Origin of the sequence: Snodgrassella communis (assembly GCF_914768045.1) — a bacterium.
Classification (GTDB): domain Bacteria; phylum Pseudomonadota; class Gammaproteobacteria; order Burkholderiales; family Neisseriaceae; genus Snodgrassella; species Snodgrassella communis.
The window spans coordinates 86,495-100,436 of sequence record NZ_CAJZCD010000005.1; the positions used below are offsets into that span (position 1 = coordinate 86,495).

The window sequence follows — 13,942 nt, forward strand, 5'->3', positions numbered from 1 at the left end:
GAAAGATTCCAAAATTGGTGTACATAGATGGAATAATAGAAAACAACATCCTCGAAAAAGATTTGTCTTAAGTCTTATCCGAAGAATAGCTTAATTTTAATTTTTCACTACGCTTTTTTCAAGCATAAATGACTGTTAATGCATATATTTTACATTATTTTGCAATCTTCATTTATTTGACCGTCTAGCTTTGAAATGCAGTCACAATGCAGTTTATTTATTATTGTTTTTATGTGCTTCAATTTTCTGTTTAGTTTCGGCGCGCTAAAATTAAATTTATCCTGCATCTGAGTGTAAGTTCTATTCTTCAAAAATAAATACTCCAGCAAAGCATCGCACTCCAATGGCTGAATATATGAATCTCTATCTAATACATAACTTGTTAAATCAATAATGCCTGATAAGTCATAGCCATATTCAGCTTTAATCAGCGTCCATTCAATATTATTTAAAATATCCTCGGTACGTTTTAATACCATTGCACTATTTGCGTGCCATTCATGTTGACTTAGGCCAGAACGGCAATTATCAACTACACCTTTACTTTTAAGCCATTCCTCAATTCTTGCCGAGTTGCTTTTACCCATTATTAATGTATTTTTAATATAAAACGCCTGACATAATATTTCATCAACCGATTTGCAGGACGGAGGGGGATCATTAATTAAATCTGTTATATATGTCATATTTTTTCCAGTCAGTAAACTTAACATCATTTTCAACTCCCCAAGCTGTTATATACTCAATCAGACTAGCCATACGCTTAACTCCCATCTGCGCCGTCGATTCCCTTAGATTGATAACCTCACCCTCTAGCCCTATCGCCATTTCTGCTTGCCCGCCAGTGGCTATCCGATGGCCACTTACAAAAATCATCTTCCACTGCTCAATACTCAGTTTTTTACCGTTGAATGTTTTTTGTTTAGCTATATCTCCCAGCATGGCATGTAATTTGGCATTCTGTTCATCTGAACGTGTAACGCTTCGCACCTCAATGAAAATATCATCATGAGTATTTAGTAATGTGCCTACAAAATCCCAAGCAAGCGTCATTACATCCCGTTTATTTTTTTTGTTAATTTTTCGCTTAAATCTTTCAGTCATAGCAATGCCCGCCTTTTTTCCTTGTATAACCTCTCTATCTGGCGTAAATCATCTTTAGTGTAGTGGAGTGGCTTGTTATCAGATTCCAGCTTTTCTACAGCCTCTAATCCAATACGCTCAGCTAACCTGAGGCGATAGTTAACATGGTTACCGCTTAAATAATTGTTGCAACGCTTACATTGCCCATGACAGTTGTTTTCATTAAAACGCAGGTTAGGTGCTGAGCCTACTGAACGATAATGCCCTGCATCGTAACCGTTAGGCGTATCAGGCAAGGGATTACCACAGCTAATGCAAGACTGGTGCTTATCTCTCAATCTGATAAAGGCATTAAATGCCGCCTGTGCGCGCTTCGTAAGCTGCGGTTTGGTTTCTAATGCGTGTTTGCGGGCTTTTATAACCGCCCTTTCCCGTCGTTTTGCATCCGCCTGTGCTTTTTTGTTTGCAGCCTCACGTTTCCTCTTGTTCAAGGATATAGCGCAAGCTGAACTGCAAACAATCTGTAATGGGCGCAGCTTTTCAAACTCTGCACCACACCAGCGGCATTTTCGCTTGGGTGGTTTTCGTTGAGACTTCATTTATTAACCCCCAAAATGCTTTTCAGAAATCAATTCCAAGTGGCCTAGCTCATCTTCTACAGCCACCAATGCTGATACCGCTTCGCCACCCCAGCCGATCAATATCGACCCACAGCCCGGACTGGATTTGCCCGTTTCGCCATTAGCGTCCACAAAGCGTATCCTACGTCTTACATACAGAATCGCATCCGCTTTTGTGGCATAGTCGTGAAACCAACTACTGTCTGTACGGGAAAATACAAGCGCAATACCCTGCCGGTGCTCATGCATACGCTTCAGCCATTTGCCCGTTTCTGTACCATAGGGAGGATTGAGCCAAACAATTCCATGCCACGGCTGCCCCAATCCATCATCTTCCTTGCAATAGAATTTCTGCGCAGGTATCCATGGAAGCCCGCCTTTAGGTGCTGCTGGATCAATATCAAATTTAAGTCCTAGTTTTTGAAACAGCCATGCGGGCGTATACCACTCAACGGAGTTAGATTTAGAATTTTTCTCGTGCGTGAAACCTTTATTCATTTCCCACCCTTTTTATTTTCGTAATCACTTACCAGCTTTGTATAGGTATCAAAATCTGTTTCAATGATTTTGTAATATCTGGTCTTGCCATCTTTATTCTCATATTTCAAACCACCTACTTTGAGGCCATGTTCTATCGTTATTTGCGCAGATTTGACTACCGCATATACCACGAGAATAATAAGGAAAACTAAAGACACAAAATCAGCAAGTAAGTTTCTACCAATATCCATTTTCACCATCTCCGCAATGTCCGTAACCCGTTTTCTATCGTGTCTGGCTCAATTTCAAAACCAGCCCATTGGCATACCCTTTCAAAATCTCGACTTGTGAAATAATCCATCTCTTGACGTACTGCCCATTCGAGATCTTTGGATTTTGTGCTGCCTATTCTTTCGCGTGCGTCTCTTAGTGCACAAAATATAACCACCACCCATAAGCGTTGGCATGCTTGTGCTTGTTCTTTAATAGCTGCCAGATCAATGTCTATTTCAGTCTCAATCTCATTCATTTGCTTATTCCCTGTCTTTCCATCCGCATAAGTTCTTGGCAGCGTTTTTGTCGCTCAGCATCTTTTCTGGCTATCCACTCTTCCCGCTGTCTTCTCTTCTCGTCCTCTATTGGCTCAAATTTGTTTTTTGGGCACTCCCTGCAATAAGGGAAATATCTCCATCTCTCATCAAACCGACACCAGCCCCAACCGCCTTGTTTTATCAATTCATCGGTGACGTATTCGCCCTTGTGATTTTTTTCTTTCAGTATCCAGTGACGGCAAGCTACGCAGGTACTCATATAACCACCTGCTTTGGATTCTTTCCCTCAAGCACCGCCTCAATTTCATTTAAATACTTCAGAGTAACGGCAAATTTAATATCGACTTCGGCGAGAAAATCGGTGAGTTCAGCGATCCTTTTTTTAAATTCTTCAATATCTGTATCATCGGTAACGATATCTTTAAATTCATTAAATGACGCCTTTATGCCCTTAAAATATGCAGCCTGTACCAATGCTATCCATTGAGCACCTTGATAATCTCCGATAGATATGAATTGCTCGATTTTTTCCGACGTCCCAAATAGATCAGCATTCATCTCTTGCCCTCCTTGTCCAGATTTTCTAAAGATTTAGCCCCAATAAGAATGATAGGAATTGGGAAAATCCATATCAGCGAAAGAACTAAAAATGAAGATAAATATTGGAATGCCATATAGAAATTTTTCGCCGCAGCTTTAATGTCGTTTAACATGCCCTTAGTCATAGAAAACAACCACACATGCGCTGCCTCTTTGATATATTTAATTTTCATTTTTTACCTCTACGCTTCTCAACATCCCGAATGAAGGCATTTATGAACTTTTTATTTTTATTTTTCTTCATGCCGTACCAAACAATTGGAATTACCAAAAACGGGCAAAACAGGACAAATATCAAGATAACGGGAGCAAATACGCCGTTGTCTTCTATAAATTCTTTAAAGGTTATGATTCCATCCCAGATAGGCGTAAATATTGCCTTTAGCGTATCCACCCATATAAATAACCACGCCCAAAAAGCTATTTTTAAGTTATCCACGATACGACCCCATCAGCTCATTGCGCATTTTTGCGTTAGTAGATTAATCAAATTCCCCAACTTCGCCTTGCCCTCTGCTTTTTGCTTATCAGTCAGTAAATTGCCCGTCTCGATATCCATGCGCTCTTGAGATGCCGGCAATAAAGCCAAGGCATAATCGTTTGTGATGCGCCCGTTAGCTGTAGCCTCTTTGACCACTTGCGCCAGTTGCTCTTTGTCCAGCCCTGCACTAACGTACCAATCAGGCTGTATGCCCTTTGCTTTTTTCTCGCTAACTATGCGCTCGTATGCGGTTTTGAAAGCAGTCCCTGCGCGGTATTTATCGCCTGCATTAAACAGTGCTGCTGCGCTTTCTGCTGCCCGCATGGCGGTGTGAGTTGTCAGGATTGACAGGTTTTCGTTATTCCACCCCGCCACCAAAGCGTTAAATGCTTCTTCTGCGGGTTGCCAACCATCGTCTATGCGCTCCAGTATCGCTGCTATCGTCAATTTGCCTTTTAGCTCCCGACGGCAACGCGCAAATGCGATTAAAACCTTATCCAGCGGGTAAGCCAGTAATTCTTCGGCCATGACAAACATGGCGTTATCGGATAATTGCGTGCCGGTTAATTCGGCTGTAACGGCAATTGCCTGCATGATTTTTTCAACACTCATTACGCCAACCCCTTTGCTCGCAGTTTGGCTAGCGCGCTCTTGGCCGCCTCGTAATTGCTTTGTGTGCTTTCAGTCTGGCGTGCTTTGGTTTGTGTCATCTGCTCGCCCCTATGCATGTCAGTCAATACCTGCTGATAGGATTTGAGCAAGCAGCCAAATTCATGTCGGCATTGCACAAACCAGCTGCCGTTGTGTGATAAAAAATATTCAGCTAGCGCTGGCGCAACCTCCTTGCCAACGTACCTAACCAGCGTTGCGACCTGTCCACGGGTTTTTTGATTAGCGGCTGGTAGCACCCCGTACCGATTGCGATAGGCTCTTGCGTATGACTCCCAGCAGGCGACATTGTCAGGGTTCGCTTGTTTGGATTTTTTCACTTGACCCGATGGCACTGTGGGTGCGTTAGCAACCCCCGTGCCTATTATTGATGGTTCTAATTGATGGTTCTTTGATGGTTCTTCTTTAAAGGAAAGTGCAGAATTTGCAGGTAACTCTGCGGTAATTTGCACATTGGTAGGTGCAGATTCTGCATGTGCAGAATTTTCACATGCAGATTTTGCAGGTGCAGAATTTGCACCTTGGCTAAAATTATCTAAGTTGATAACGTATAAATTTGCCAGCCGTCCACCACCTTTTTGCCTGCGCTCAGCAGTTAAAATCCCATGCTTTTTTAGTTTGTTAATCTGGTCTATTAAAGACCGTGGGCTCATGCTGCATTTTTGAGCCAAATACTCTTGGCTTGGGTAGCAAACACCATCATCATTAGCGTGGTCGCATAGTGCTAATAACACCAGCTTTTCGCCTTGTGATAAGTCCATTTCCCAAGCTTTAGCCATTAATTTAACGCTCATATTGCACCTCTAATCTAGGCTAGCCAGTGAGTAACGCGCATAACGTACTCCTGATTTTTCATCTTTCACCATCAGCGTATTAATTACGTGCCCATCTTGCTTTAGGTCATAAATCCGCGCGCCTAGTCTCATACAGCCAAACTTGCGCAAAGCATCTAATGGCGTTATTGAATTGCCAGCTCTCATATACTCAAGAATCTGACTTGTCTGAGTTGTTTTAGTCGTCATCGCGAGCATCCTCTAGCTCCGGCCAATATTCCATGTAATCTAAAGGTCGGAGATCTTTCCTTGTCACTTCGCCATTAGTAAAATTTTCTATCGCGACAGCTAATCGCAATGGTATTTTTTTTCTCCCAGTGGCGATCATTGATACAAATCCTCTGGTAACACTTAAAGCCTTTGCTAGTTGCGAGCTTCTGCCTCGCTCTTGTAGAAGATAAACCCTTAGCTCCATATAAACCTCATTAGTTTTTTATAAATATACCATAGGTTAAAAAATAAAGGTGAATATATTTATATTTATACACCTTTGGTATGTAAAAATTTATGTAATGTTTATCATTGGTAAGCATGTATAATTTATTCCTTTAACAAAAGGAACATACATATGAACAACCGAACACTGAAACTGCGTTATTTAATTGAGCGAGATTTTGGAGGCAGCCAAGTCGAGTTTGCAAAAGCAATTAAGCGCAAGGCTGCCCAAGTTAATGCGTTGGTCAAAGGAGGAGAGGCCAAAGGCGGCAAGAATCTTGGAGATGCCTTAGCCTTATATATTGAGCGGACATTAGGGCTAGTAATAGGATGGTTTGATGAACCAATTGAGGGCGATAACAGTCTTTCAAAGTCTAATGAAACAGTCAACAAAGCATTAGGTAGAGAATTGGGCTCGTCGAGAGTGGGGTTCGTTGAGGCTTTTGATGAATCAAGTGATTTATTTGATTGGGAAGTTGAGGTTCCGTTTTATACAGATATTTGCTTATCAGCTGGTAATGGATTTTCGGCTGATATTCAAGACTATAATAATTTGAGATTAAGATTCTCGGCCGATATGTTGCGTCGTTATAATGTTAATCCTAATTATGCAGTATGCATTGCGGCGGACGGTGATAGTATGGAGCCGGTGATACCAGATGGGGCAATAGTTGGGATAAATACAGGGGATAAGACACTTCGGGATGATAAATTATACGCTATCAATCATGATGGGCTTTTGCGCATCAAAACTTTGCGTAAACTCCCTAGTAATAAAATTTTAATTCAAAGTTATAATAAAGCTCTATACCCTAACGAAGAGGTTGGTATGGAGGATATTAGTATCATAGGGCGCATATTCTGGTGGTCGGTTTTTATTTGAGAGTTAATACATATTAATATACGTATTTCATTGAATATTACCTCCCTCTACATAATTTCACCAGATTAATCCTTATACTTCTGCCGTTTGTTTAGTTAGGAAGATTTTGGATGAAGACTATACAAGAAACGTATGCGGAACGCTTGGAAATGCTGGTGCAAAGGTACGGACAGACTAAATTAGCCGAAGTGATAAATTCACATGCAATATTAATACAGGACTGGATTAATAGTTTAAAATCGGAAGATGAAACAAAAACATCTTGTACGCGAGCTATAGAGGCTGTTAGACAGATAGAAAAACTGCTCGGGCTTGAACGCGGATGGTTTGATCAGCCTGTCAAAGAGGGGGAGTTTATCAAATTATCCAACTTGCCAAAATCTGATGAGACCATCACTTATCAAGTAAAACAATCGCACAACAGTGGCGATTTAGTGCAATTTAGGTTGTTGGATATAGAAAAGTACACATGTGACACAACCTCTGGTATAAATCACAATAGTATTAAGCGCGTAGATATAGATCGAGGCTGGGCGATCACTCACCTAGGCTTAGATTTGGATGATATCGCATTGGTTACAGTCTATGGGGACAATATGTTTCCGACACTGGTTGAAAATGATGTGTTGTTTGTTGATATGTCTGTAAAAGATTATATAAATGATGGGGTTTATCTACTATCCGAAGCATCTGTAATTAAGGTTAGACGGTTACAAATGATATTCAGTGATATCCATATCATCAATGATAATGACAAATATTCTAATCAGAAAATTTCTATAAAAGAAAAAGATAAGATTAATATTCTAGGGAAAATCAAAAGAGTATGGTCGTTACGGCGATTTTAAAACTCTCCAATAAAAACTCCAAGGCGCATTCTAAAATTGAATGCGCTTTTTTTGGGCAAACCTGAGTCCATCAAGCCCAATCATCAAGAAATAAACATTAATTTCAACTACTAATCACAATTTTACAACAAAAATAAATCAATAAAATAAACCACATACACAAAAAGTAAACCCATAACAACCTTTATAAATACACCTTCGATTAATTTTATCTTGCAATTTAATTTACCTGAGGTATACTAACTGCATCGAAGTTAAACAACTTCACCGCATCGGCTCAGGGCAGCGGAATATAAAAGCCCGAGGCAAGTTAGGGAGCTTGCTGGCAAGCCGTTAAGCCCTCGCGGGCGGCCAGAACAAAACCAGTAAGCTCGCCGAAAAAGTAGGCTTTAATGTAGGGCTTACAGACAGACAAGTCTAAAAATCCAAAGAACTTTATGAAAGGAGAACGACTTCAAACACCAACTTTGACATATATCTGAATGTACAAATACTTAGATATATTAATAGGCTAAAGAAAAAGCCGATTCTAACGAGTCGGCTTCATTGTTTGGCTTACTAGCTTAATGATATTAGTTTTTAAATCTGTACTCTGGTATTTCACCAGCAAATAAGGCTGCAAAATATTCAGATAATCTTAGTTTTCGTTCTTCCGGATATTGTCTGTCTGGGGTCATTCCCAACATTTCTAAGGCAGACAAACGTGCCGGATGAGAAAGGAGACCAATTTCATCTGTATCGTATTTAGTTGAATCCGCCAGATGGTTTGCAATCTCTTCATTACTCATGCTACCCATCTTTTTATACAATTTACAGTATAGGCAGTAGTTATCTTTTGCAGCCTGTGTTTTAGCACTAGGAGTATAAATGATTTGAATTGCAGTTATAACTGCTAAAAATATGCCAGAAAAAGTACCATTAACTAAACCTCCAATACTTCCAATTGCTGTCATACTTGATAGTATAAGGAAAAATGAAATTAACTTATCTATTCTACCGAAAAATTTATACATTAATTTTTCAAAGCACAAAGAGTAAGCTACTTCAAGTTCTAAGTCTGGTCGGTTCTGTTCTGGGTTGGTCATTTATGTTCCTTTACTTTTTGTTTGTACCTCCATTTTGGGAGGTACCTGTTGGCACCGGGGCTGGAGATTTTGACACATGTCCTTTAACAGATGATGAAGCTGGATATTTTGACACATGTCCTTTAACAGATGATGGAGCTGGAGATTTAAGGGCATGGTCATAAGCCATTTTATTTTTATCATTACTCATGATAAGTACCTTATTTTGCTAGGTTGTTTATGGGAAATTCAATTCTAGCAGAAACCACATACTTAGTGGCTAAAAGAGTGACAGCTCGGAAAGACGGGCAATACATCTAAGTTTAAAAATCGCAGCCCATTCTAACGAGTGGGCTTTAGTTTTTGAGCTTGATATCAGTATGTAACTAACTACCCAACAAATCAGCGAGCTTCAACTACTCTTTAGAAGCACGCACCGCCAATAGGAGACTTCAATGCTAGAACTTCAACCAGATGTGCAATGGGGCAAAGATGTAGCTTATGAAGAAGCCATTGATGCGGAAGTTGATTTAAAGATAACTACAGAACCTATTGAGTATTTAGAGGGATTGGTTAGTTATCAAGTATGGGACGAGATAGTTTTAGCCCTCGAATGTAATCCCATTGAGTTAAATATAAGCACAGAACTTATTGAGTGCTTGGATGACATGGTTGATTACAAACTATGGCGCAAGATAGTTTCAGCACTACAACGCGTCGCAGAAGAGGAGTTGGAAACTAATGGATATTAACCATCAAAGTAATAGCAAGGAGTAAAACATGGGAATAACCACTGAACGACTAGCTGATGATGAACTAGTAAGGGTAGCCAATGATGCTATTGGCGAACTGCGCCGCTCAGAATACTACGAGGCCATGCAAAAAGTAGCAAATGAGCTGGCTAAGGCAATTTATTTAGGCGGCCATTACAAACAGCAGACAGTTGGGCAGATATTAAGCCATCTGCCACTAGAGGCTGAAAAAATGGTTATTAAGTATATTAAAAAGAACGCAAATTGAAAGGATTTAATCATGATTGAAGTTACTAAAGCAAAGAAGATTGAAACAAAAGCATCTGAAATTAAATACCCTGTAGCTCGAAAATCAAAACACAACGGGGAGGTTGTTCTTTTTTACGGGGAGAAAAGCGGCGTGGTGGTTGAGGCTGGCGACCCGCGCAAATCACGCAACTCTGTGGGAACTATATCGGAGAATTGGACTTCCTACACAGATGAAAACACGTGGGAGCCTGTAGACGCTCACATTTACGGATAACTTATCAATTCAAATGCATTCAATGAGTGCATTTTCGTGGATGAGTAGACGCAGCCAGCTAGTAGCTGGCTTTTTATTGGAGTTAAATAATGAGCACAGCTATACAGCAGTTCAGGCGTGACCAGCCTAGGCTTAATGCTGAATTTTTGGCTAAAAAGCAGGCCGAGCATGAAAAATTTATCAGTTATACACCTAAAAAACAAGCTCGACTTAAACTACGTAAATTTCATAAAGAATTTCAAGCAGATAGTCTTATAGACAAAGATTATAGCTTTAATCCAGTAGACTCTAAAACCTTAGATAAATTTGCCGATTTCTTAACACATAAGTTGAAATACATTAAAAACCCGCAGCAATTAGCAAACACTGGAATTTTTGATGAGCTTTTGGATTACGGGGATTTTAAAAATGATGAACTTGAACAACTACTCTCGGGCGGTTTGATTGAAGAGGCTAATACTAGGCGGGATAGGGATTATCAATATACTAAGGCAGCCAAGCTTTTAGCCAGTGCGCTATACGCAGACCCACCAGATTTTTCAAAAGTTAATGCTAAAGCCGCTGAGCGTGAAAAGAAAAAGGAAGAGGCTAAAAAAGCAAAAATAATGAGCCAGCGAGCAGCTAGGACATATTTAAACGTCCCCTACCCTGAACGGTGGATTGCTAAGCAGCATGGAGCCAGATGGGATAAAGACGTAAAAAAATGGTATTTGCCCGAGGGCGTAGAAATGCATGAGGATTTAAAACAGTATGCCCTCAAGAAGTAGAGGAAACCATGATTAAACTACAGATAACTGCATTTATTGCGGTTTTTTTTATGACTGTATCAATGATGATATTGCCTGTACAAACTGAACAGGAATTACAGCGCGAACGTCAAGATTATGCAGCCAGACTTCTAAAGCTGGAAGAAGAACAGGCAGATTTAGAAGTTAAACGGATAGCTGATGCATATGCGCGGATGAGTGATGAAGAACGCTTGCGTGGTGATGCTGAGGCTCACAAGAATTATTAACTACAGACTATTTTTGGATTGTGCAATCCAAAAAATGGATAAGGTAAAAAAATGAGCGAAATGCCTACTAGTGAAATCTACTCTTTTCTTCAGGAGGCTTATGATTATTTTAACACCAAACTCTTCAATGGTGCACTACCTCACTGCCTGATAACTCTTCAAAGAGAGAAAGGATGTAGCGGCTATTTTTCACCTGAGCGGTTTATTAATTCTAAAAATAAAAAAACAGATGAGATAGCTTTAAACCCAAGCGTCTTTGCGGTTCGAACTATAGAAGATGTTTTATCAACCTTGGTTCATGAACAAGTACATTTATGGCAACACCATTACGGGAAACCGGGACGACGCGGTTACCATAACAGAGAATGGGGCGTCAAAATGAAAGAAGTGGGGTTATTCCCTAGTTCTACCGGCAAAGAGGGCGGAAAAGAAACTGGTGAATCTATGACGCACTATATCATTCCGGGCGGAATGTTTGATGTTGTTTGCGCATCGCTGGTTAACAAATATTCGCAAATTCCGTGGCTTGATACTCGCCCGCCTTATATATCACCAACTCTATTAGAGTTAATAGAAATGCTTTCTAATGAAGAAAGCGATAACACAGAAGATAAACCTGTCGAGCCGTTTGTACTTCCACCTGAAAAAAAGATAAATAAAAGCAATCGCGTTAAATATTCCTGCCCATATTGCAAAACTTCGGTATGGGGTAAGCCTGATATTCGGATTGCTTGCGGCAATCCTGATTGTGATCATGTTGAATATGAAGAGGTAATAAAAAATGTATATGTTTAAATTTGCAGAGGCGGTATCAACCATTCCCAGATGGACGGTTGTGTATGCGGACAGCTGCAACATGACAATTCGCTCCCCATTTGAACTTGGCGATGGGGTGCGACTTATGTTTACTGTTTACAGCGGAAATGAATTATCGTTTGAGTTGACAGATGGTTGTCGAACTAAAGCGTACGTCGTTGATAGAGGATTAGGCCTAACAGAAGAATTAATACAGGAATTAAATAATACGCATGGCATTAAATACGCACAGGTTATTGATGGTGAAATCATAGCAGAGCATAGGGATTTAAATCTATTGCACAAAGCGATTGAGGACGCAGCAAAGTTGGCACTCGCTATGGTATTTAGGTGCTCAAATATCAATAACCGAAAGGAATAAAAATGAAACAAGGTAGCCTTGAGGATGATGTAGTTGAGATTGTTAATGCCTTAAAACTAAGGGAGTGGGCGGAGCATTGTACTACTACCGAGCTGGGGCAGGAATTAGAGGCAGAAATTACTAAATTAATTGGCCAGCTAAATCATTATATTCAGCTATATATTCAGCTATGTGAGAAGCATACCATTCCCAGAGAGTAATCAAATGAATAATGTAACTTACAAGCCGGGAAAGAAAGGTATTCACGTTGTTGCCTTCCGCACAGCCCTAAAGAAAGAAAAAAGCAGCAATCCCAAAAAAATCGAGCAAGGGAAATGCAAACTTGTCAAAACAGTTATCGCAGAAAAAACATTTGACGAATGGAAAGCAGCTTACGCATGGGGTAATCAGTTTTTGTGAGGTGTGTTCTGACCCGCCCAGCGCGCAGGTGGCGGGATTAATAACAGCGCGCAGCACATGGTTAGTCTTCCTTAGCTTCCGTATGTGCCGACTGACCGCCGTAAGCGGTCGTTATTCAAAACAGATTATCGGAATTGAAATGGTTAAATGCATATACTGCGGCAATGACGCGGAGCTAGTTACTGGGGAAAGAATTTACCCACATCGGCCAGATTTATACACGCTTAACTTTTGGCTGTGTGCACCCTGTGATGCGTATGTAGGCTGCCATAAAAAAGGCGCAAACATTCCAAGAATTGGGAAAAGTGATGGCACATTACCGTTAGGCAACCTTGCTAATGCCGAGTTAAGAAAGTGGCGAAAATCTGTACATTCAGTACTAGACCCTGTCTGGCAATCTAAACAGATGGGGCGTAGAGATGTTTACAGAAAGCTGGCAAAGCATTTAGGCATACGCTATAGAAAATGCCATGTTAGCTTGTTTAGCATTGATAGATGCCAAAAAGCTATTGAATTTTTTAAAAAAGAATTTCCGGCTAGCTAATCGCTGGCTTTTTTATTGGAGCTTGAAAATGAGTAACACTAACGCAATCCAAAAAGCAAAAGATATTAAAACCTTTTTAAACAGCCCAGCTATTCAAAAAAAAATGTATGAGCTGGTTAATAAAAATACTGCCAGCTTTGCAACCTCAGTTATGCAAATTGTGAATAATAATGAAATGCTTTTGAAGGCTGACCCATTATCTATTTTTAATGCAGCTTGCATGGCAGCAACTTTAAACCTGCCAATTAATAATAATTTCGGCTTTGCCTATATCGTCCCCTACCATAATAAAAAAACAGGGCGAGTTGATGCGCAATTCCAGCTTGGCTATAAAGGGCTAATACAGTTGGCTCAGCGTTCAGGACAGTTTGAACGCCTTGTTTCATTGCCGGTTTATAAAGCTCAATTAACTGAGAAAGATTTAATTAATGGCTTTAAGTTTGACTGGGAGGTTGAGCCTGATGAAAATGAAAAACCTATCGGCTTTTATGCTTATTTCAAGTTAATTAATGGGTTTACTGCTGAGCTTTATATGACAACAAGTCAAATTGATAAGCACGCTAAACGCTACAGCCAGTCATTTAAAAAGGGTTATGGTGTATGGGCTGATAATTATGAGCAGATGGCCTTGAAAACAGTAACTAAATTGTTGTTATCTAAATATGCTCCCTTGTCTATTGAGCTGCAAAAGGCCGTTTTATCAGACCAATCAGTCATTAAGGACGTGACTGAGGATAAGTTTGATTATATAGACAATCAAAATACATCTCTGGATTTATCCGTGGCAGTTGATGACGGGTTGATGCAAACGCTTGTAGAAAATATTACTACAGGAGAGGTAAGTAAAGAAGCGGTATTAAATGGGGATTACAAATTTACACCCGAACAACGGGAAGTAATTGAGGGACTTTGAAATGAAAATAAGATGCTCAGCAATATCACTGATAATCGGGGATGGTCGAACTAAAGGAAACCATCTTTCTGA

At 40.1% G+C, this 13,942-nt stretch carries 29 protein-coding genes; 13 read left to right on the forward strand and 16 right to left on the reverse strand.

All coding sequences use genetic code 11. The features are described from left to right. Positions 1-149: 149 nt before the first annotated feature. The 14 genes from MJ761_RS06515 to MJ761_RS10980 are packed head-to-tail and all read right to left on the reverse strand — an operon-like array spanning position 150 to position 5,732. Entirely contained in the window at positions 150-686 is a 537-nt protein-coding gene (locus MJ761_RS06515) for a hypothetical protein (protein WP_093092895.1), read from the reverse strand. After that, positions 661-1,104 (reverse strand): recombination protein NinB, encoded by a 444-nt coding sequence (locus MJ761_RS06520; protein ID WP_218060223.1) that lies wholly within the window; start codon positions 1,102-1,104, stop codon positions 661-663. Before MJ761_RS06520 ends, MJ761_RS06515 begins: the two co-directional genes overlap by 26 nt. After that, positions 1,101-1,682, reverse strand: coding sequence for a recombination protein NinG (locus tag MJ761_RS06525; RefSeq protein WP_093092893.1), 582 nt, complete (start codon positions 1,680-1,682; stop codon positions 1,101-1,103). The genes MJ761_RS06520 and MJ761_RS06525 overlap by 4 nt, the downstream gene beginning before the upstream one ends. 3 nt (positions 1,683-1,685) lie before the next feature. Continuing rightward, complete coding sequence (locus MJ761_RS06530) at positions 1,686-2,201, reverse strand: DNA N-6-adenine-methyltransferase (protein WP_093092891.1); 516 nt, start codon at positions 2,199-2,201, stop codon at positions 1,686-1,688. After that, positions 2,198-2,434: a hypothetical protein gene (locus MJ761_RS06535; RefSeq protein ID WP_141683437.1), complete on the reverse strand. Its 237-nt coding sequence runs from the start codon at positions 2,432-2,434 to the stop codon at positions 2,198-2,200. Before MJ761_RS06535 ends, MJ761_RS06530 begins: the two co-directional genes overlap by 4 nt. Positions 2,435-2,436: 2 nt before the next feature. Then, on the reverse strand, positions 2,437-2,712 hold the full coding sequence (locus MJ761_RS06540; RefSeq protein WP_093092887.1) for a hypothetical protein: 276 nt from the start codon (positions 2,710-2,712) through the stop codon (positions 2,437-2,439). Then, entirely contained in the window at positions 2,709-2,993 is a 285-nt protein-coding gene (locus tag MJ761_RS06545) for a hypothetical protein (RefSeq protein WP_093092885.1), read from the reverse strand. Before MJ761_RS06545 ends, MJ761_RS06540 begins: the two co-directional genes overlap by 4 nt. After that, positions 2,990-3,292, reverse strand: a complete 303-nt coding sequence (locus MJ761_RS06550; RefSeq protein WP_093092883.1) for a hypothetical protein — start codon at positions 3,290-3,292, stop codon at positions 2,990-2,992. The genes MJ761_RS06545 and MJ761_RS06550 overlap by 4 nt, the downstream gene beginning before the upstream one ends. Then, positions 3,289-3,507, reverse strand: coding sequence for a hypothetical protein (locus tag MJ761_RS06555; protein ID WP_093092881.1), 219 nt, complete (start codon positions 3,505-3,507; stop codon positions 3,289-3,291). Before MJ761_RS06555 ends, MJ761_RS06550 begins: the two co-directional genes overlap by 4 nt. Further along, the gene (locus tag MJ761_RS06560) at positions 3,504-3,773 is read right to left on the reverse strand and encodes a hypothetical protein (protein ID WP_093092879.1); all 270 of its coding nucleotides are present in this window, start codon (positions 3,771-3,773) and stop codon (positions 3,504-3,506) included. The genes MJ761_RS06555 and MJ761_RS06560 overlap by 4 nt, the downstream gene beginning before the upstream one ends. A gap of 12 nt (positions 3,774-3,785) precedes the next feature. Beyond that, entirely contained in the window at positions 3,786-4,427 is a 642-nt protein-coding gene (locus tag MJ761_RS06565; RefSeq protein ID WP_093092877.1) for a hypothetical protein, read from the reverse strand. Continuing rightward, on the reverse strand, positions 4,427-5,278 hold the full coding sequence (locus tag MJ761_RS06570; protein WP_093092875.1) for a helix-turn-helix domain-containing protein: 852 nt from the start codon (positions 5,276-5,278) through the stop codon (positions 4,427-4,429). The genes MJ761_RS06565 and MJ761_RS06570 overlap by 1 nt, the downstream gene beginning before the upstream one ends. A gap of 9 nt (positions 5,279-5,287) precedes the next feature. Beyond that, on the reverse strand, positions 5,288-5,506 hold the full coding sequence (locus MJ761_RS06575; protein ID WP_093092873.1) for a helix-turn-helix domain-containing protein: 219 nt from the start codon (positions 5,504-5,506) through the stop codon (positions 5,288-5,290). Continuing rightward, positions 5,496-5,732 carry a transcriptional regulator gene (locus MJ761_RS10980; RefSeq protein ID WP_093092871.1) on the reverse strand — a complete coding sequence of 79 codons (237 nt, stop codon included), beginning with the start codon at positions 5,730-5,732 and terminating at the stop codon, positions 5,496-5,498. The genes MJ761_RS06575 and MJ761_RS10980 overlap by 11 nt, the downstream gene beginning before the upstream one ends. A gap of 153 nt (positions 5,733-5,885) precedes the next feature. Between MJ761_RS10980 and MJ761_RS06580 the strand changes: the two genes are divergently transcribed. Both MJ761_RS06580 and MJ761_RS06585 read left to right on the forward strand, forming a co-directional pair. Continuing rightward, complete coding sequence (locus MJ761_RS06580) at positions 5,886-6,635, forward strand: S24 family peptidase (protein WP_093092869.1); 750 nt, start codon at positions 5,886-5,888, stop codon at positions 6,633-6,635. A 110-nt stretch (positions 6,636-6,745) separates the two neighbouring features. Continuing rightward, positions 6,746-7,483 (forward strand): S24 family peptidase, encoded by a 738-nt coding sequence (locus MJ761_RS06585; RefSeq protein ID WP_093092867.1) that lies wholly within the window; start codon positions 6,746-6,748, stop codon positions 7,481-7,483. A gap of 572 nt (positions 7,484-8,055) precedes the next feature. Here MJ761_RS06585 and MJ761_RS06590 read toward each other — a convergent pair. Together MJ761_RS06590 and MJ761_RS06595 are read right to left on the reverse strand one after the other, a co-directional pair. Beyond that, entirely contained in the window at positions 8,056-8,568 is a 513-nt protein-coding gene (locus tag MJ761_RS06590; RefSeq protein WP_093092865.1) for a hypothetical protein, read from the reverse strand. Between the two features lie 10 nt (positions 8,569-8,578). Further along, positions 8,579-8,758, reverse strand: coding sequence for a hypothetical protein (locus MJ761_RS06595; RefSeq protein ID WP_141683436.1), 180 nt, complete (start codon positions 8,756-8,758; stop codon positions 8,579-8,581). Between the two features lie 244 nt (positions 8,759-9,002). Between MJ761_RS06595 and MJ761_RS06600 the strand changes: the two genes are divergently transcribed. The 11 genes from MJ761_RS06600 to MJ761_RS06645 all read left to right on the forward strand — a co-directional run bounded on the left by MJ761_RS06600 (position 9,003) and on the right by MJ761_RS06645 (position 13,870). Next, positions 9,003-9,299: a hypothetical protein gene (locus MJ761_RS06600; RefSeq protein ID WP_093092861.1), complete on the forward strand. Its 297-nt coding sequence runs from the start codon at positions 9,003-9,005 to the stop codon at positions 9,297-9,299. A gap of 28 nt (positions 9,300-9,327) precedes the next feature. Continuing rightward, positions 9,328-9,567 (forward strand): hypothetical protein, encoded by a 240-nt coding sequence (locus tag MJ761_RS06605; RefSeq protein WP_093092859.1) that lies wholly within the window; start codon positions 9,328-9,330, stop codon positions 9,565-9,567. Between the two features lie 12 nt (positions 9,568-9,579). Then, entirely contained in the window at positions 9,580-9,822 is a 243-nt protein-coding gene (locus tag MJ761_RS06610; RefSeq protein ID WP_093092857.1) for a hypothetical protein, read from the forward strand. A gap of 89 nt (positions 9,823-9,911) precedes the next feature. Continuing rightward, positions 9,912-10,589, forward strand: coding sequence for a DUF5710 domain-containing protein (locus tag MJ761_RS06615; protein ID WP_093092855.1), 678 nt, complete (start codon positions 9,912-9,914; stop codon positions 10,587-10,589). 8 nt (positions 10,590-10,597) lie between these two features. After that, positions 10,598-10,837 carry a hypothetical protein gene (locus MJ761_RS06620; RefSeq protein ID WP_093092853.1) on the forward strand — a complete coding sequence of 80 codons (240 nt, stop codon included), beginning with the start codon at positions 10,598-10,600 and terminating at the stop codon, positions 10,835-10,837. 51 nt (positions 10,838-10,888) lie between these two features. Continuing rightward, a complete protein-coding gene (locus MJ761_RS06625; RefSeq protein ID WP_093092851.1) occupies positions 10,889-11,632 on the forward strand; it encodes a SprT-like domain-containing protein in 744 nt (247 codons plus the stop codon). Positions 11,633-11,693: 61 nt separating this feature from the next. Further along, the gene (locus MJ761_RS06630) at positions 11,694-12,014 is read left to right on the forward strand and encodes a hypothetical protein (protein WP_176715087.1); all 321 of its coding nucleotides are present in this window, start codon (positions 11,694-11,696) and stop codon (positions 12,012-12,014) included. 2 nt (positions 12,015-12,016) lie between these two features. Then, a complete protein-coding gene (locus MJ761_RS06635; RefSeq protein WP_093092847.1) occupies positions 12,017-12,214 on the forward strand; it encodes a hypothetical protein in 198 nt (65 codons plus the stop codon). A 4-nt stretch (positions 12,215-12,218) separates the two neighbouring features. Continuing rightward, positions 12,219-12,413, forward strand: a complete 195-nt coding sequence (locus MJ761_RS06640; protein ID WP_093092845.1) for a hypothetical protein — start codon at positions 12,219-12,221, stop codon at positions 12,411-12,413. 139 nt (positions 12,414-12,552) lie between these two features. Continuing rightward, complete coding sequence (locus tag MJ761_RS10985; RefSeq protein WP_353736167.1) at positions 12,553-12,957, forward strand: zinc-finger-containing protein; 405 nt, start codon at positions 12,553-12,555, stop codon at positions 12,955-12,957. Further along, positions 12,884-13,870 (forward strand): recombinase RecT, encoded by a 987-nt coding sequence (locus MJ761_RS06645; RefSeq protein ID WP_239392881.1) that lies wholly within the window; start codon positions 12,884-12,886, stop codon positions 13,868-13,870. The genes MJ761_RS10985 and MJ761_RS06645 overlap by 74 nt, the downstream gene beginning before the upstream one ends. Positions 13,871-13,942 lie beyond the last annotated feature (72 nt).

What these genes read in the sequence shown, in the direction of transcription:
- MJ761_RS06515 (WP_093092895.1), bottom strand. Translation starts at nt 686, where the DNA reads ATGACATATATAACAGATTTAATTAATGATCCCCCTCCGTCCTGCAAA.
- MJ761_RS06520 (WP_218060223.1), bottom strand. Translation starts at nt 1,104, where the DNA reads ATGACTGAAAGATTTAAGCGAAAAATTAACAAAAAAAATAAACGGGAT.
- MJ761_RS06525 (WP_093092893.1), bottom strand. Translation starts at nt 1,682, where the DNA reads ATGAAGTCTCAACGAAAACCACCCAAGCGAAAATGCCGCTGGTGTGGT.
- MJ761_RS06530 (WP_093092891.1), bottom strand. Translation starts at nt 2,201, where the DNA reads ATGAATAAAGGTTTCACGCACGAGAAAAATTCTAAATCTAACTCCGTT.
- MJ761_RS06535 (WP_141683437.1), bottom strand. Translation starts at nt 2,434, where the DNA reads ATGGATATTGGTAGAAACTTACTTGCTGATTTTGTGTCTTTAGTTTTC.
- MJ761_RS06540 (WP_093092887.1), bottom strand. Translation starts at nt 2,712, where the DNA reads ATGAATGAGATTGAGACTGAAATAGACATTGATCTGGCAGCTATTAAA.
- MJ761_RS06545 (WP_093092885.1), bottom strand. Translation starts at nt 2,993, where the DNA reads ATGAGTACCTGCGTAGCTTGCCGTCACTGGATACTGAAAGAAAAAAAT.
- MJ761_RS06550 (WP_093092883.1), bottom strand. Translation starts at nt 3,292, where the DNA reads ATGAATGCTGATCTATTTGGGACGTCGGAAAAAATCGAGCAATTCATA.
- MJ761_RS06555 (WP_093092881.1), bottom strand. Translation starts at nt 3,507, where the DNA reads ATGAAAATTAAATATATCAAAGAGGCAGCGCATGTGTGGTTGTTTTCT.
- MJ761_RS06565 (WP_093092877.1), bottom strand. Translation starts at nt 4,427, where the DNA reads ATGAGTGTTGAAAAAATCATGCAGGCAATTGCCGTTACAGCCGAATTA.
- MJ761_RS06570 (WP_093092875.1), bottom strand. Translation starts at nt 5,278, where the DNA reads ATGAGCGTTAAATTAATGGCTAAAGCTTGGGAAATGGACTTATCACAA.
- MJ761_RS06575 (WP_093092873.1), bottom strand. Translation starts at nt 5,506, where the DNA reads ATGACGACTAAAACAACTCAGACAAGTCAGATTCTTGAGTATATGAGA.
- MJ761_RS10980 (WP_093092871.1), bottom strand. Translation starts at nt 5,732, where the DNA reads ATGGAGCTAAGGGTTTATCTTCTACAAGAGCGAGGCAGAAGCTCGCAA.
- MJ761_RS06580 (WP_093092869.1), top strand. Translation starts at nt 5,886, where the DNA reads ATGAACAACCGAACACTGAAACTGCGTTATTTAATTGAGCGAGATTTT.
- MJ761_RS06585 (WP_093092867.1), top strand. Translation starts at nt 6,746, where the DNA reads ATGAAGACTATACAAGAAACGTATGCGGAACGCTTGGAAATGCTGGTG.
- MJ761_RS06590 (WP_093092865.1), bottom strand. Translation starts at nt 8,568, where the DNA reads ATGACCAACCCAGAACAGAACCGACCAGACTTAGAACTTGAAGTAGCT.
- MJ761_RS06595 (WP_141683436.1), bottom strand. Translation starts at nt 8,758, where the DNA reads ATGAGTAATGATAAAAATAAAATGGCTTATGACCATGCCCTTAAATCT.
- MJ761_RS06600 (WP_093092861.1), top strand. Translation starts at nt 9,003, where the DNA reads ATGCTAGAACTTCAACCAGATGTGCAATGGGGCAAAGATGTAGCTTAT.
- MJ761_RS06605 (WP_093092859.1), top strand. Translation starts at nt 9,328, where the DNA reads ATGGGAATAACCACTGAACGACTAGCTGATGATGAACTAGTAAGGGTA.
- MJ761_RS06610 (WP_093092857.1), top strand. Translation starts at nt 9,580, where the DNA reads ATGATTGAAGTTACTAAAGCAAAGAAGATTGAAACAAAAGCATCTGAA.
- MJ761_RS06615 (WP_093092855.1), top strand. Translation starts at nt 9,912, where the DNA reads ATGAGCACAGCTATACAGCAGTTCAGGCGTGACCAGCCTAGGCTTAAT.
- MJ761_RS06620 (WP_093092853.1), top strand. Translation starts at nt 10,598, where the DNA reads ATGATTAAACTACAGATAACTGCATTTATTGCGGTTTTTTTTATGACT.
- MJ761_RS06625 (WP_093092851.1), top strand. Translation starts at nt 10,889, where the DNA reads ATGAGCGAAATGCCTACTAGTGAAATCTACTCTTTTCTTCAGGAGGCT.
- MJ761_RS06630 (WP_176715087.1), top strand. Translation starts at nt 11,694, where the DNA reads ATGACAATTCGCTCCCCATTTGAACTTGGCGATGGGGTGCGACTTATG.
- MJ761_RS06635 (WP_093092847.1), top strand. Translation starts at nt 12,017, where the DNA reads ATGAAACAAGGTAGCCTTGAGGATGATGTAGTTGAGATTGTTAATGCC.
- MJ761_RS06640 (WP_093092845.1), top strand. Translation starts at nt 12,219, where the DNA reads ATGAATAATGTAACTTACAAGCCGGGAAAGAAAGGTATTCACGTTGTT.
- MJ761_RS10985 (WP_353736167.1), top strand. Translation starts at nt 12,553, where the DNA reads ATGGTTAAATGCATATACTGCGGCAATGACGCGGAGCTAGTTACTGGG.
- MJ761_RS06645 (WP_239392881.1), top strand. Translation starts at nt 12,884, where the DNA reads ATGTTAGCTTGTTTAGCATTGATAGATGCCAAAAAGCTATTGAATTTT.